This is a genomic window from Catenulispora acidiphila DSM 44928 (assembly GCF_000024025.1).
Classification (GTDB): Bacteria; Actinomycetota; Actinomycetes; order Streptomycetales; family Catenulisporaceae; genus Catenulispora; species Catenulispora acidiphila.
Genome location: NC_013131.1, coordinates 451,512 through 465,819 on the forward strand (window position 1 = coordinate 451,512; position 14,308 = coordinate 465,819).

At 69.1% G+C, this 14,308-nt stretch carries 12 protein-coding genes; 6 read left to right on the forward strand and 6 right to left on the reverse strand.

The window, feature by feature from the left end:
* Nucleotides 1-224 precede the first annotated feature (224 nt).
* On the reverse strand, nucleotides 225-653 hold the full coding sequence (locus CACI_RS02010) for a protein-tyrosine phosphatase family protein (RefSeq protein ID WP_012784652.1): 429 nt from the start codon (nucleotides 651-653) through the stop codon (nucleotides 225-227).
* A 23-nt stretch (nucleotides 654-676) separates the two neighbouring features.
* Nucleotides 677-1,426 carry an MgtC/SapB family protein gene (locus CACI_RS02015; protein WP_012784653.1) on the reverse strand — a complete coding sequence of 250 codons (750 nt, stop codon included), beginning with the start codon at nucleotides 1,424-1,426 and terminating at the stop codon, nucleotides 677-679.
* 138 nt (nucleotides 1,427-1,564) lie between these two features.
* On the opposite strand from CACI_RS02015, the gene CACI_RS02020 reads away from it, so the two are divergent.
* A complete protein-coding gene (locus tag CACI_RS02020) occupies nucleotides 1,565-2,341 on the forward strand; it encodes a hypothetical protein (RefSeq protein WP_012784654.1) in 777 nt (258 codons plus the stop codon).
* Between the two features lie 406 nt (nucleotides 2,342-2,747).
* Here CACI_RS02020 and CACI_RS02025 read toward each other — a convergent pair whose 3' ends face one another.
* Nucleotides 2,748-4,211: an MFS transporter gene (locus CACI_RS02025; protein ID WP_012784655.1), complete on the reverse strand. Its 1,464-nt coding sequence runs from the start codon at nucleotides 4,209-4,211 to the stop codon at nucleotides 2,748-2,750.
* A gap of 197 nt (nucleotides 4,212-4,408) precedes the next feature.
* Here CACI_RS02025 and CACI_RS02030 point away from each other — a divergent pair, with 197 nt between their 5' ends.
* On the forward strand, nucleotides 4,409-5,320 hold the full coding sequence (locus tag CACI_RS02030) for a helix-turn-helix transcriptional regulator (RefSeq protein WP_012784656.1): 912 nt from the start codon (nucleotides 4,409-4,411) through the stop codon (nucleotides 5,318-5,320).
* A 134-nt stretch (nucleotides 5,321-5,454) separates the two neighbouring features.
* Complete coding sequence (locus CACI_RS02035; RefSeq protein ID WP_012784657.1) at nucleotides 5,455-7,353, forward strand: hypothetical protein; 1,899 nt, start codon at nucleotides 5,455-5,457, stop codon at nucleotides 7,351-7,353.
* 5 nt (nucleotides 7,354-7,358) lie between these two features.
* Here CACI_RS02035 and CACI_RS02040 read toward each other — a convergent pair whose 3' ends face one another.
* From CACI_RS02040 to CACI_RS02050, 3 genes are read right to left on the reverse strand one after another with little or no spacing between them, the layout of a single operon-like run.
* A complete protein-coding gene (locus CACI_RS02040) occupies nucleotides 7,359-7,892 on the reverse strand; it encodes a DinB family protein (RefSeq protein ID WP_012784658.1) in 534 nt (177 codons plus the stop codon).
* A gap of 2 nt (nucleotides 7,893-7,894) precedes the next feature.
* Nucleotides 7,895-9,394, reverse strand: coding sequence for an MFS transporter (locus CACI_RS02045; protein ID WP_012784659.1), 1,500 nt, complete (start codon nucleotides 9,392-9,394; stop codon nucleotides 7,895-7,897).
* 19 nt (nucleotides 9,395-9,413) lie between these two features.
* Nucleotides 9,414-10,145 carry an SDR family NAD(P)-dependent oxidoreductase gene (locus CACI_RS02050; protein ID WP_012784660.1) on the reverse strand — a complete coding sequence of 244 codons (732 nt, stop codon included), beginning with the start codon at nucleotides 10,143-10,145 and terminating at the stop codon, nucleotides 9,414-9,416.
* A gap of 93 nt (nucleotides 10,146-10,238) precedes the next feature.
* Here CACI_RS02050 and CACI_RS02055 point away from each other — a divergent pair, with 93 nt between their 5' ends.
* The 3 genes from CACI_RS02055 to CACI_RS02065 all read left to right on the forward strand — a co-directional run bounded on the left by CACI_RS02055 (nucleotide 10,239) and on the right by CACI_RS02065 (nucleotide 14,299).
* Nucleotides 10,239-10,940 (forward strand): TetR/AcrR family transcriptional regulator, encoded by a 702-nt coding sequence (locus CACI_RS02055; protein ID WP_012784661.1) that lies wholly within the window; start codon nucleotides 10,239-10,241, stop codon nucleotides 10,938-10,940.
* A gap of 129 nt (nucleotides 10,941-11,069) precedes the next feature.
* Nucleotides 11,070-13,253, forward strand: coding sequence for a DEAD/DEAH box helicase (locus tag CACI_RS02060; protein WP_012784662.1), 2,184 nt, complete (start codon nucleotides 11,070-11,072; stop codon nucleotides 13,251-13,253).
* A gap of 44 nt (nucleotides 13,254-13,297) precedes the next feature.
* Nucleotides 13,298-14,299 carry a hypothetical protein gene (locus CACI_RS02065; RefSeq protein ID WP_012784663.1) on the forward strand — a complete coding sequence of 334 codons (1,002 nt, stop codon included), beginning with the start codon at nucleotides 13,298-13,300 and terminating at the stop codon, nucleotides 14,297-14,299.
* Nucleotides 14,300-14,308 lie beyond the last annotated feature (9 nt).

Genomic DNA, 14,308 nt, shown 5'->3' on the forward strand with positions numbered 1-14,308 from the left:
ACCCCCGGCCGGGCGAAACGCACCAGACCCCCAGCTCATCCACGGTTAGGGAGGCATCAATGCGTTCAGCGTTCAGGTACTTCGGATTCCTCGCGGCGATCACACTGGCTCTCGTGGCCCGCATCGGAAGCGCTCACGATAACGGCTAGCCCTCACGCGCATCTCGCCCACTGAATGCCGCAGGCGGGCGGATCGTCGTCCGGTCCGCCCGCCCGCGGCATGCATCACCGGAAGGCCGCCACGAACCGCCGTTGCCAGGGCGTCTCCACGGCATGCGGCGAGTAGTGCTCCCGCACGTAAGCGACTGCGGCATCAGGCGCGACGCCGTCGAGTACTGCGATACACGCCAGTGCCGTCCCTGTACGTCCACGACCGCCGGCGCACGCGACCTCGACGCGTTCGGTCTCGCAGCGCTGCCAAGCCTCCACGAAACACTCGCGCGCCGCCGCCCGATCCGCCGGAAGACGGAAGTCGGGCCAGCGGACCCAGCGGCTCTCCCACGAGACGTCCGGCGGCTGCTTGCCGAGCAGGTACACCGCGAAGCTCGGCGCCGGACCGTCGGGCATCGGACGGCTCAAGCCACGGCCGCGGATCAGCCGACCGGAGGGGAGGTGGAGCACACCGTCCGCGGCCGGATCCCAGAGCTCTGCCATAGCGCGATCTTAAGCCGCTGCTGTCATGTGAACTCGTCGTCTTCGTGGTTGTACGCGACCGCGACGATCCCCGAGGTGTCGACCAACTGCTCGGTCAGCGCGTTGGCGTTGCCGCGGCCGTGCAGCGTGAGCACGACCTCGACCGTGTGCGGATGCGCGCCGGGCTCGCGCTGGGCGTCCCGCTCGTCGTGTCCCGTGCCGCTGAAGGAGGCGACGAAGAAGCCGGCGCCGGTGCAGATGTCGAGGATGGTGCGGAGTAACCCTCTGCCGTCCTGGTACTCGATGCGGTAGGTCACCGGCGGCGTGCGCAGTGCGGGCATCCAGTGGGTCAGCGGGCGCAATCCGTAGCACACCACGAAATACGCGACCGTCGTGAGCAACGCCAGCAGTCCCAGGCCGGCGCCCGCCGCCGCGCCGACGCCGGCGGTCAACCACATCGCGGCCGCGGTGGTCAGGCCGCGGACGCTGTCGCGGCGCATGAAGATCACGCCGCCGCCGATGAAGCCGAGTCCGGAGACGATCTGCGCCGCGACCCGCGAGGGGTCGAGCTGGACCAGTCCCGGGCGCAGCACGTCCGTGAAGCCGTACTTGCTCACCAGCATGAACAGCGCGGCTCCCAGGCCGATGATCGTGTAGGTGCGCAAGCCCGCGGCCTTCTGCCGGATCTCGCGTTCCAGCCCGATCGCCGAGGACAGCACCAGGGCCGTCGTCAGCTCTCCGACCTGCGTCCAGCCCTGCCCGGTCGGTTCCTCCCACAAGATCGATGCGCTCATTGCGCCATTTTGCCCGCTGTGGCTCCGCTCACAGGAGAGCGTCAGACCTCGAATATCGGTGCGTCTTGCTGCATAATGGATTCTTTGTGCGTCGCCGCAGCTCGGCGGCGGTGGAGTCAGCGGGGAGGTGGGCGGGCTATGAAGGCCTTGCGCAAACCCGAGCGCCACGCTGCCCGGCAGGCCTGGCGGATGCCCGGCGCCGACCTGGACCGGATGTTCACCCTGGTCCGCGCCGTGGGACAGGTGGAACTGAAGTTCACGGTCGCCGACGCGTCCTTCGACGCCGTCCGCGGCCTCCTTGGCGTGGGCGTCGAGCGCGTCCGCAACGTCTACTACCTCGACACCCCCGACCTGACCCTGCGCCGCCACGGAGTCCTGGCCCGAGTCCGCGGCGGACAGCGCCCCAACGACTCGGTGGTCAAACTGCGCCCGATAGACCCCGGCCGCGTCCCGACCGCCATGCTCCGCTGCGAGGACTTCACGGTCGAGGTCGACGTGACCCCCGACAGCTTCATCTGCTCCGGCGCCCTCAAACAACGCCTCCCCGGCAACGCCGTCGAACGCGCCGTCGCCGCCCGCACCCCCCTGCGCACCCTGTTCTCCGAGGACCAGATCGCCCTCCTCGACAGCCGCCTGTCCGGCCGCCTCACCATCGACGACCTCGACCCCCTCGGCCCGGTCGAAGTCCACCGCACCCGCCCCCGCGACGGCGAACCAGGCCGCGGCCTGGAACTCCAGGAATGGCTCTACCCCGACGGCTCACTACTGCTCGAGGTATCGACCCGCTGCACCGCCACCGACCTCCTCCAAACCGCGATTCAGGCCAAGGCCCTCCTGGACGAGCACGGCATCCAGCAGGCGGGCCCATGCCCGACCAAGGCCGACACGACGCTGGACTACTTCACGCGCCAGTGAGGGGAGTGCTGCTCGTTGGTGGGTGCTTGCGGGTGTTGCTTGCTGATGCAGCCTCGGCAGCGCCAGCAGGTTCGGGCATCGCCAGTGAGCTGAGCCGGTGGCCGCCTCGCTCTCGCTAGTGCCAGCAGGTTCGGGCATCGCCAGCGAGCTGGGCCGGTGGCCGACTCACTCTCGCCAGTGCCAGCAAGTTCAGGCATCGCCAGCGAGCTGAGGCGGTGGCCGCCTCGCCCTCGCTAGTGTCAGCAGGTTCGGGAGTCGCCAGTAAAGTGAGGCGGTCGCCGCCTCACCCTCGCCAGCGCCAGCGTGCTCGCGTGCCGCCAGCGAGCTGAGCCGGTCGCTCTCATCGCCGCACTCTTGGCAGTGCCAGCGTGCTCGCGTGCCGCCGGCGAGCTGAGGCGGTCGCCTCTCACCGTCGCCCCACCTTCGGCAGCGCCAGCGTGCCCAGCGTCGTCACCGCCAGCAGTGCCACCGAGATCAGTAGGCTGACATGTAGTCCGGTCACGAACCCGCCGTGCTGCGCGACCAGCGCACCGAACCCTGCCACCGCGAGTGCGCCGCCGGTCTGCCGGAAGGAGTTGAGCACTCCTCCCGCCAGGCCGGCTCGCTCCGGTGCGATGCCGCTGAGCATCATCGCGGTGAGTGAGGGCACTGCGAAGCCGAGTCCGCCGGCCAGTGGCAGCAGCAACAGTGCCAACTCCAGGGCGCTCGTGTGGGTGTTCACCAGCAGTAGGACCAGCAGTCCCGCAGCGCAGGCGAGCTGTCCCACGAGCACCGGTGTGCGCGCGCCCCAGCGTGCGGCGGCGCGGGCGGAGAACAGGTTCGTGATCGTGCACAGGATGGCGGTCGGCATGAACACCAGGCCGGCGCCGACTGCCGAGCGTCCCAGGATGTCCTGGGCGAACAGGCCGAAGACGAAGATCAGTCCATAGTACGCCGCGTTGACCACGAAGCCGACCGCCAGGCACACCGCCACGACCCGGTCGCGCAGCAGTCCCAGCGGCAGCATCGGCTCCGTCGCGCGGTGCTCGACCACGCCGAACGCGCCGAACGACACCAGCGCCAGCAGCACGCTCGCCCACGCCTGCGGACGTCCGAAGCCCGAAGCGCCTCCGGAGATCACGCCATAAGTCAGGGCCGCCAGACCGACGATCGCAGTGAGCTGACCCGGCAGGTCCAGCGGTGCCGGACGCCGCACCGAGCGCTCGGTACGCCGCAGCGCGCCCAGGATGACCAAGCCCACCGGAAGGTTCAGGAAGAAGATCGACCGCCAGCTCACCGAGCTGGTGAGCGCACCGCCGAGCACCGGACCGACCGCCGTGGACGCCGCACCGGCCATCGTCCACTGCGCGATCGCCGCCGCTCGTGCCGACGCGTCCGGAAACGCCTGCCGCACCAACGCCAACGACGACGGCAGCATCAACGCCGCCGCACTGCCCTGCACCAACCGCGCCCCGATCAGGAAGCCGAGCGACGGCGCCAATCCGCACGCCACGGAAGCCAGCGTGAACGCGGCGGCTCCACCCCCATACAAGCGACTCGCGCCGAGCCGGTCCGAGAACGCACCGGCAGACAGCAGCAGCGCGGCGAACATCAGCGTGTAGGCATCAACGATCCACTGCAACCCCGCCGTGGACCCGCCGAGCCCGCGACCGACCGCCGGCAGCGCGACGTTCACCGCCGAAGCATCCAGCGCGATCATCACGAAACCGAGCAGCGCGGCGAAGAGCGTGAGCTTCGGCGACCCGACGGAGCGCGCAGAGCCAGAGCTAGATCCAGAGCCAGATCCCGAGCGAGCGTCAGAGTCAAAGCGAGCCTCAGCCCCAGAACCGACCCGCTCGGCATCACGAGCGAGCGAATCTGTCTGCGGCATCGACATCGATACGTTGTCGGCGATAGCCACCGTGGTCCCCTCTCACGGCCCGCCGGTCTGGCGGCCCGCGAATCCACCGTCCCAAAACCGGCCCTCAGCAGGCAGACCGCAGTGTTCCGGGGTGCGGCAGCGGGGGGTGCGACAGGGCCCCTCTCACGCCTTCCGCCAGCCCGGTCTGCTTTGGCAGACTCGGGATCATGACCGAGCAGCAGCCTGAACTCGGCAGATTCCTGCGGGCCAGACGGGCCGGCGTCGCCCCGGCCGACCTCGGCCTGCCGCTGGGCACGGGGACCCGCCGCACACCGGGTCTGCGCCGCGAGGAACTCGCCGCGCTCGCCGGCGTCAGCATCGACTACTACATCCGGCTGGAGCGCGGGAAGGAGACGCGGCCGAGCCCGGCCGTCGTCGACGCGCTCGGCCGCGCCCTGCGCCTGGACCCCGAAGAACTCGCCTACCTGCGCGAACTGGCCGCCCAAGCCGCCCGCGGCGGCGCACCGACCCGGCAGCGTCCCGCCGCCTCGCGCGCCGTGCGCCCGACCCTGCGCCGGCTGCTCGAGACCGTGCGCCCCTGCCCGGCGTACGTCCTGAGCCGCACGAACGACGTGCTCGCGGCGAACCCCGGCGGCCTGTTCCTGACGCCCGGCATGGTGGATTGGCCGGAGAAGAAGCGCAACACGATCCGCTACACCTTCCTGCACCCGCAGGCGCGCACGCTGTGGCCGGACTGGGATATCAAGGCCCGCGCATGCGTCGCGCACCTGCGTGCCGTCGCCGGTACCGACCCCGACGACCCCGAACTGGCTGCCATCGTCGGCGAACTCGCGGTCAAGAGCCCGGAGTTCAGCCACATGTGGGAGCGCTACGACGTGCGCCGCGTCGGCAACGGCCAGAAGACCTTCCTGCACCCGATCGTCGGCACGATGACCCTGTGCCACGAGGTGATGGAGATCAACCACACCGGCGGCGGCCGCATCGTCGTCTACAGCGCCGAGCCGGGCACCCCGGACCACGACGCCATGGTGCTGCTCGACATGGAGGCCGCCACGGCGCTCGCCTCCCGGTCGAACGCCTCGGGCGCCGTCAGCGTCGACGCTGATCGGGACGGCTGAGGGCGGTCCGTCCGACCGCCGAGGCAAGAAACTCCGCCGCTCCTTACAACCAAAACACACCCTGGCGTCGTCAGTGTGGATGAGACGGCAGTCCTGTGCCGGCCTCATCGACGGTCGTGGATCAGGAGTGGTTGATGAGCGCTGGCACAGCGGTCCCCGACGCGGCGGAATCGGTCGGGGAGCTCAAACCCAGCCGCAGGTCGCGCCGCTCGGCTCCGGACTTTGCCTCCTCCCTCTTGCGCAGGGACGTCTTCGGCGTGCGCCTCGGCGTGCTGCTGCTGATCCTGCCGGTCATCCTGGCCGGGCTCGGGATGCAGCTGACCAGCCGCCAGGGCTGGAACCATCCGCCGGACAGCCGCTATTACGTGGCGATGATGGCGCGCGACGTCGGCTACTCGTGGTCGCATTCGATCCACGCCGAGCTGCGGGTCCAGCCGGACAACCACCTGTCGCCGTGGTACTTCGCCGACAACGACCCCACCTGGCAGATGGTGCGCACCAGGCTGCTGTATCCGGTGCTGTCCGTGCCGTTCATCTGGATGTGGGGTCTGTCCGGCGGCTCGATGGCGGTTCCGGTACTCGGCACGGTCCTGTTCTTGTGGGCGACGGCCCGGCTGTTGCAGCGGCTCTACGGTCCGGCGATCGCGGTCATCGTCGCGGGCGGCTTCAGTCTCACAGTCCCGGTCAACGGATTCACGTGGGCAGGTACCGACACCCTCGCGCTGGGGCTGGCCGCAGTCCTTGTCCTGAATCTGCCGATCGAGCGCCGGATCGGCAAGGCGAACCTGGTCTGGATCGGCGCGGCGTCGATCTTCATCGCGTTGACGCGGCAGGTCGGGGTGCTCGCTCCGGCGATGGCCGGCGCCGGGTGGCTGTGGCTGCTGGTGCGCGAACGTCAGTGGCGCAACCGCTGGTTGGGCTCGCTGATCGTGACGGCGGCGACCACCTTCCTGTTCCAGGTCCTGTCGATGACGCTCGCGCCGGCCAACACCGCCGGTGTCATCGGCCACGGTGAGACCTCGTACTGGGGTATCTTCCGGGAGTTCGTCCACTACCTGAGGATCGTCACCGAAGAAGCCTGCACCTACATGTGGCACAACGACCGGATGCTGTACGCGCTGTTCATCGCGGCGGGCATCTCGGTCCTGGCGCGGTTCAAGTCGGATGCGACCGCCGTTTTCGTCGGCGCGGTCGGCGCCACCTACGTCATTACCGCAGGCGTCGGCTTCTCCGGCTTCATGCGCTACGAGATGGTCATGTTCCCCGCCGCCGCAGTCGCTGCCGGCCAATTGGTCCAGCTGGCGCTCGGCGACCATGTGCGGCAACCGGTCGGAGCGGTCGCCGAGCTGGAACCCGCGCCGACCCGGACGCGCACCTGGTTCTCCGACCGTTTCGCTGCCCTGGCGCTCACCAAGCCCGGGCGCTTTCTGGGCCTGAACCTGCAACGGCAGGATCGCTGGAAGCCCCAGCTGCTCTTCAACTCCCTGGTCCTGGCCATCGTCATCGGCGTTTCGCTCGACGGCTCCTGGTCCTCGACCGTCAACGCTCCCGCCTCGCCGTCTTACGCCGCAGCCCAGGGCGGCTCCGGCTACGCGGTCCCTCCGCTGGCCAAGCCGTCCGCCGACCAGACGCTGCGCATCATGTTCGCCCAAGCGATCGGGATCGCCCACGGCAGCGCTCAGCTCCAGGGCGCGCTCGACTGGACGCACGCGATGCAGTACCGCCCGATGGCGCCCGACCAGCCCGGCTGGCCCAACCGCGCCAAGGACGGCACCGCCGTGGTCAACCCCAACTCCATGGGGATGGACATCGACATGTCCGAGGCGTACGGCCGAGGCTTGTCGCTGAACTCGACCGTGAAGCCGGACAGCGTCAAGATCCTGAGTCGCCAGGTCAGCGAGTACGGCGAGGACGTGGTCTTCACGGTCGAGGACACGTCAGGCAAGGTCCACCAGGGGACGGCGACCACGCTGTACCCGATCTGGCACAAGAACGACCCGGCGACGGTGACCGCGCTGGTCTTCGATGCCTGATTCGCTCAGCCGAGCGGCTCGAGGACGAGGTAGCCGTCGACGCGGCGGAGCCCGTCCGCGGTGGGATCCGCCGGGAGTGCGTGCCCCAGATTCTGGGCGCGGACCTCGCCGATCCACTGGTCGTGCTGGTATTCGTGGTTGATCAGCGCGACCAGCAGGTAGCTGCCCACGATCGTCATCTGGCTCGGCGCGCCGACCTGGCCATCGGCGATGGCGCCGATGCGTGCGTGGACGCGCTGGGCGACGGTGTTGCGGAACGTGGTGAGCCGTTCGACTGTGGGCAGCGCGCCGCGGAACTTCTCCGGGTTCGCCGAGTCCATGAGCTCGTCCAACTCCGGGTCCGGGCTGGGCTCGGCGGCGGTGAGGTTGCGGATCATGAAGTGCGCGACGTGCGCCTGGTGACCGAGGTGCCAGCCGATGGCGCTGGATTCCTCGTGGGGGCGCCAGGTCACCTCGTCCGGCGTGAGGTCCGTCCAGAGGTCGTCGGTGTAAGCGCGGGCGCGGTCGTACTCGCGAAGCAGGGCTTTGAGTTCGTGCACATTTATGGCTTACCACGTCGCAGCACGAGTCCACAGACGACCGCGCCGCCGGCGAAGATCGCGCCGGTCGCCCAGAACGCGACGCTATAGCTGTGGATCGCGGCGTCGGTCTGCACGGCATGGCTGGCGGCGTCCTTGCCGACCAGATATCTGCCCAGCGCTGAGGCGGCGAGGGAGTTCAACAGCGCGGTGCCGATCGAGCCGCCGATCTGCTGAGCGGTGTTGACGGTCGCCGAGGCGATGCCCGCGTCACGCGGTTCGACGTCGGCGGTACCGGCGCTCATCGCCGGGGCGATCGTGGCGCCGATGCCGAGCCCGAACACCAGGAGCGGACCGAGGACGGTGCCCGCGTACGTGCTGTGCGGACCGATGTCGGTGAGCAAGACCATGGCAGCGGCGGCGATGAGCATGCCGGCGGTCACCGGGAGCTTCGCGCCGAACCTCGGGTAGAGCTGCGTGGTGCATATGCCTCCGGCGATCACGAGCGTGACGACCATCGGCAGGAACGCGACGCCGGTCATGAGCGGCGAGTAGTGCAGCACGCCTTGGAGGTAGAAGTTGAGGAACAGGAAGGCGCCGAACAGGCCGATGCTGCCCAGGAAGATCGCGAGGATCGAGCCGCCGCGGGTGCGGTCGAGGACGATCCGCAGTGGCAGCAAGGGATTCGCGGCCTGTCTTTGCCACCAGGCGAAGACGCCGAGTAGGACGACGCCGGAGGTCAGGGACACCCAGGTGCTCGGCGCGGTCCACGCGTGCGACTCGACGTCGGCGAAGCCATAGACGATGCCGAACAGTGCGGCGGAGACGAGGATCGTGCCGGGGAGGTCGAGCTTCGGGCGCTCGCCGATCTCGGATTGAGTTTCGTTCCGGCGCTGGATCAGCGTGGCGGCGCCGATGAACGCTACGACGGCGATGGCGACGTTCACGTACAGCGTGAAGCGCCAGTTCAGGAACTCGGTCAGCACGCCGCCGAGCAGCATGCCGATCGCGGCGCCGGAGCCGGAGACGCCGCCGAACACGGCGAACGCCTTGGCGCGCTCCTTGGGCTCGGTGAACGTGGTGCTCAGCAGGGAGAGCGCGGCGGGAGCGAGCATCGCGCCGGCGGCGCCTTGGACGGCGCGCGCGGTGACGAGGACGCCGAAGTCCGGTGCCGCACCGCCGAGCGCGGAGGCTGCGGCGAAGGCGACGAGCCCGACCAGGAACATCCGGCGCCGTCCGACGAGGTCGGAGACGCGGCCGGAGAACAGCAGCAGGCTGCCGAAGGCGAGGGAGTAGGCGGTGACGATCCACTGCCGGTCGCCGACCGAGAAGTCGAGGCTCTTCTGGGCGTCGGGCAGGGCGATGTTGACGATGGTGACGTCCAGGACGTCCATGAGCTGGGCCAGGCAGATTACCGCGAGGATCCACCAGCGGCGGGCGTGCTGAGGGGCGTGCTCGCCGTGCGGGTCGTGCGGGTCGTGCGCGGCGTTCGGGCCGAGGCTGGTCGTTTGCAGGTGGGACACGGGGTTCTCGTTTCGAGGATCAGGCGACGGGTTGCCCGCCGCTGAAAAGGACTCCGCTGGGACCGTCGGAGCCGAAGGTCGCGGCACGCACGATGTCGCGCGCGCTCTCGGCGGCGGGGCGGTCGGAGTCGTCGTCGCCGCGCTCGGGGTGCGTGGCGGTGTTGCCGGGGTCGACGGCGTTGACGAGGATCGGCGTGTCCGCGAGGGCGCGGGCGAGCACCGAGGTCAGGGCATTGAGCATGTACTTCGCCATCGAGTAGGCGGGGGAGCGCAGCGGCGCGCCGAGGTTCAGGCCCGTCGCGATCTGCTGCGCCGACAAGCTCGAGACGTTCACGACCCGCGCTGCCGGAGCGGCCTTCAGCAGCGGCAGCACCGCCTCGACCAGCCCCCACGGACCGATCACCGACACCTCCAGCGCGGCGCGGACCGTGTCCATGTCAGCCTCGAGAGCCGACAAGACCTGGAAGTCAGGCATGCCGCTGGCGTTGTTGACCAGCACGTCAAGGTGGCCGAAGGTCTCGGCGACGTGCTTCGCGACGGCGTCCATGCTGGCGCGGTCGGACAGGTCCAGGCGCAGCGCGGTGGCGGCGTGGCCGTCCAGGCGCAGCTGCTCGGCGAGGGGTTCGGCGGCGGCGCGGTCGCGGGCGGTGAGGATCACGTGGAAGCCCTGTTCGGCCAGCTCACGCGCCACGGCGAAGCCGAGTCCGGCGGCGCGGCTGGTCCCGGTGATGAGGGCGGTCTTCACGGTCACAGCGGTTCACCTTTCAACGAACTAAGTTCAGTAACGAGTACGAACTAAGTTCTATGCAACGAACTAAGTTCGTGTCAAGTTAGAGTGATCCCCATGGCCGCCGAACCCGCCGAACCTGCCGAACCCGCCGAACCCGCCCCGCGCAAAACCCCCATCACCCTCGAGCGCATCACCGACGCCGCACTCCAGGTCGTGGCGACCGAGGGCTACGACGCGCTGACCATCCGCCGCGTCACGAACGTCCTGGGCACCGGACCCTCATCCCTGTACGCCCACATCGCCACCAAGACAGACATCGACGACCTCCTCATCGGCCGCCTCTGCTCCGAGATCACCCTCCCCGACCCCGACCCCGCCACCTGGCAGCACCAACTCCGCGACGTCTACGCCCAACTCCGCGACCAGTACCTGAAGTACCCCGGCATCTCCAAAGCCGCCCTGGCCACCGTCTCCGCCAACCCCGAAACCCTCCGCGTCAGCGAAGGCATCTTCGCCATCCTCCTGTCCGCCGGCATCGACCCCCAGACCGCCGCCTGGACCATGGACGCCATCACCCTCTACGTAGCCGCCTACGCCCTCGAACTCTCCCTGGTCCACCACCGCCGAAAAGACCCCACCACCCCCTGGCTCCTCAGCCACGAAGCCCTCACCGCCCACCTCACCTCCCTTCCCGAAGCCACCTTCCCCCAGACCCGCCGCCACGCCGCCGCCCTGACCTCCGGCACCGGCCACCAGCGCTTCGACTTCGCCCTCACGCTGCTGATCGATAACTTGACGAGTCAGACGAAGTCGTAGTTCGTCCTGCTCACCGAGCCGCTTCCAGACAGCGGTTCGGGGGACGTCGTCAACGCCCGCACGCCTCATTGACACCCCCTACCGCTACGCTGACGCCGCTGCCGCGACAGCTGAGAGGGGGCGGTTCTGATGCCTAGAGGACAGGCGTTCACCAACTCGTCTGGTGTGAAGTCTGTGCTGCATGCTGCTGCGGATGCTGAGACGGCGATCCGTGAGATGCATGAGGGGGACGAGCGGCGGCATCAGGCTGTGCGGGATGCCTATCAGGCCTCGCACGCTGTTGCCGTTCTTGGGCGGTTGCGGTCTATTTCCATTGAGCGGCTCAGAGATGTGACCGGGGCTCGGCTTCCGGTCACGAAGCTGGAAGAGGCCGGGTACAAGTCCATCGCTGATCTGCTTGAGGCGACGCCGGAGCAGTTGCAGCAGGTGCCGGGGATCGGGACCAAGGGTGCTGAGCGCACCGTGGATGCGGCGCGGCGGATTGCTGATGCCGCCATGTCCGGTACGCATGTCACCGCTGACATGGATCTGCGGGTCGCGGATGCCGCTACGCTGCTCGCCGCCTTGTACCGCGTGCAGACCGCGGACCGGGTGCTGCTGAAGGTTCGTGAGCCGGCGAAGCGGATCGGTGGGGCGCTGACGAGTTTGGCCGACACCGCCAAGCCGCTCAGCAGTCGGATGCGGCGGGTGATCACCGGGCGTGCCAAGCGCGAGGAGGCGCAGGGCGCGGTCGATCGGCTGGAGGGGCTGCTCGGCGATCCCGCGACGAACCAGGATCTGGAGCGCATCAAGGCGGCGAACGAGAAGCTGCGGGGGGTCAAGCCGCCGCGGCCGAGTGTCGTCCGCAACGACTTCGAGAAGCGTTCCGCCGACTACTTCAGCACCCTGAGCCGCATCGCGGGTGCCCGGGCGAACGGCGAGGCGGCGCGCGGCTTTCTGCCCACGAGCCTTGCCGACCGGATCGGGGTGCAGCAGCTCGACGAGACGCATCTGCGCGTCTCCTTACGCGCCTACCAAGCGTTCGGCGTCCGCTTCGCGCTCGCTCAGAAGCGCGTCGTCATCGGCGACGAGATGGGCTGTGGCAAGACCGTCGAGGCGATAGCGACGCTCGCGCACCTGCGCGCCGAGGGCGCGAAGCACTTCCTCGTCGTCGTCCCTGCCAGTGTGCTGATCAACTGGCTCCGCGAGGTGCGTGCGCACAGCTCCCTGCGTCCCTATCGGCTGCACGGCCCGCAGGGGGAAGCCGCCCTGAAGGCGTGGCTGTCCGGCGGCGGCGTCGGCATCACCACCTTCGAAGCCCTCCCGAACCTGGAGCTGCCGCCCCGGACGCGCATCTCGATGCTCGTCGTCGACGAGGCGCACTATGTGAAGAACCCCAACACGATGCGCTCCAGAGCCGTGCGTGCCTGGACCGACCGGGTCGAGCGCGTCATGTTCCTGACCGGCACGCCGATGGAGAACCGCGTCGAGGAGTTCCGCAACCTGGTCGGCTATCTCCAGCCGGATCTCGTCGACTCGGTCGGGGAGATCGACGCGGTCGCCGGCTCCGAAGCCTTCCGCAAAGCCGTGGCGCCCGCCTATCTCCGGCGAAACCAGGAAGACGTGCTCTCCGAGCTCCCCGAAATGGTGAAGATCGAGGAGTGGGAAGAGTTCGGACCCGAGGAAGAGGCCATGTATCGCGATGCGGTCGCGGCGCGGAACTTCATGGCGATGCGGCGTGCGGCGTACGCCACGGGCGACCCGGCCACGTCGGCGAAACTGCGCCGCTTGGTCGAGATCGTCGACGAAGCCGAGGCCAACAGCCGGAAAGTGGTCGTCTTCTCCTACTTCCGCGACGTCCTGGACACCGTGTGCCGAGCCCTCGGCGACCGTGCCAGCGGGCCGCTCACCGGCTCCATGCAGCCGCAGCACCGCCAGGAACTCGTCGATGCCTTCACCGCCGCGAAGAAGCACGCCGTTCTGGTCAGCCAGATCCAGGCCGGCGGCGTGGGCCTGAACATGCAGGCGGCCTCGGTGGTCATCCTGTGCGAGCCGCAGGTCAAGCCCACCCTGGAGACCCAGGCGATCGCCAGGGCGCACCGCATGGGCCAGATCCGCCGCGTCCAGGTGCACCGGCTGCTGGTCGCCGACAGCGTCGACCAGCGGATGCTGGAGATCCTGGACGCCAAGTCAGGACTCTTCGACGCCTACGCTCGCCGCAGCGAGACCGCCGAAACGATGCCGGAGGCGAAGGATCTGTCCGACGCCTCGGTGCGCAAGCAGCTCATCGACGCCGAGCAGGAACGGCTCGGGTTGGACAAGGCGCGCTCGTGACTGCGTCTACACCGCGTTAGCGCATCAGGGCCATACTGCTATCCATGGAGCCCGCCCGGTTGGGACAGCTGCGTCGCGACCTGGCTCATGCCGTCCGCATGGGCCCGTTCTCCGCGACGCTGCATCTGGCGATCGAGGCCAGTGGCATGACGCTGGAACAGGTCCGCCTGGAGCTGGCCGCCCGCGGCGCCTTCGTGTCGATGGCGACGCTGAGCTACTGGCGCCGGGGCATGAGCCGTCCGGAGCGGCCGGAATCGCTGCACGCGGTGGAGTTGCTGGAGGAAGTCCTCGCGCTGTCGACCGGAGCGTTGACCGGGCAGTTGGGCCCGCGCCGACCGCGCGGACGCACCGCCGCACGCAGGGAATCCGGGTTGGACGTGGTCGACGCCTGGGACGCGCACCGCGAATACGACCACTTACTCCAGGGCCTTGATCCCGCGGGACGCCTGGAGCTCACACGCGTATCCACCCTCGATCGGTACAGCCTCGGCGCGGACCGTCGCGAGCTGTCGCTGACGACCTGCCAGGTCCTGCGTGCCGAGGCCGACGACCTGAGCCGCATGACGGTGCTGTACCGCACCTACGATCCGCCGTCACCCTCGCCGGTCCTGAAAGCGCTGAACGGCTGCCGCGTCGGGCGCGTGCGCATCGCGCAGGACAGCGGTTTCGTAGCAGCAGAGCTGCTTTTCGACCGCGTCCTGCGCCGCGGGGAGACCGCTGTCGTGGACTACGAGCTGACCGGTCTGTCGCCGTCCCCGCCGACCGAGACCGACTTCTATCAGCGCTTCTTCCCCTACGCGACGGCGCTGTACGTCCTGCGGGTCCAGTTCGATCCCGCGACCGTCCCGGCGCGCTGCGTGCGCTACGAACGGCGCACGGAAACCGCGCCGGACCAAGGGGTTCGCGAGGTGTGGGTGGGAGCGACCGGGCAGGCGCACGTGATGGCGACGGACGTCCCGCCCGGTGTCGTCGGGCTGCGCTGGGATTGGGGAGCGGGCCTCCACGACCTGCCTTCGCTCGGCCGTGGAGACCCGCCCGCTCGGTGAGATCAGGAC

Excerpts from the sequence above, each read along its gene's own strand:
- CACI_RS02060 (WP_012784662.1), top strand. The coding sequence starts at position 11,070 with ATGCCTAGAGGACAGGCGTTCACCAACTCGTCTGGTGTGAAGTCTGTG.
- CACI_RS02025 (WP_012784655.1), bottom strand. The coding sequence starts at position 4,211 with ATGCCGCAGACAGATTCGCTCGCTCGTGATGCCGAGCGGGTCGGTTCT.
- CACI_RS02030 (WP_012784656.1), top strand. The coding sequence starts at position 4,409 with ATGACCGAGCAGCAGCCTGAACTCGGCAGATTCCTGCGGGCCAGACGG.
- CACI_RS02015 (WP_012784653.1), bottom strand. The coding sequence starts at position 1,426 with ATGAGCGCATCGATCTTGTGGGAGGAACCGACCGGGCAGGGCTGGACG.
- CACI_RS02010 (WP_012784652.1), bottom strand. The coding sequence starts at position 653 with ATGGCAGAGCTCTGGGATCCGGCCGCGGACGGTGTGCTCCACCTCCCC.
- CACI_RS02065 (WP_012784663.1), top strand. The coding sequence starts at position 13,298 with ATGGAGCCCGCCCGGTTGGGACAGCTGCGTCGCGACCTGGCTCATGCC.
- CACI_RS02020 (WP_012784654.1), top strand. The coding sequence starts at position 1,565 with ATGAAGGCCTTGCGCAAACCCGAGCGCCACGCTGCCCGGCAGGCCTGG.
- CACI_RS02055 (WP_012784661.1), top strand. The coding sequence starts at position 10,239 with ATGGCCGCCGAACCCGCCGAACCTGCCGAACCCGCCGAACCCGCCCCG.
- CACI_RS02035 (WP_012784657.1), top strand. The coding sequence starts at position 5,455 with ATGAGCGCTGGCACAGCGGTCCCCGACGCGGCGGAATCGGTCGGGGAG.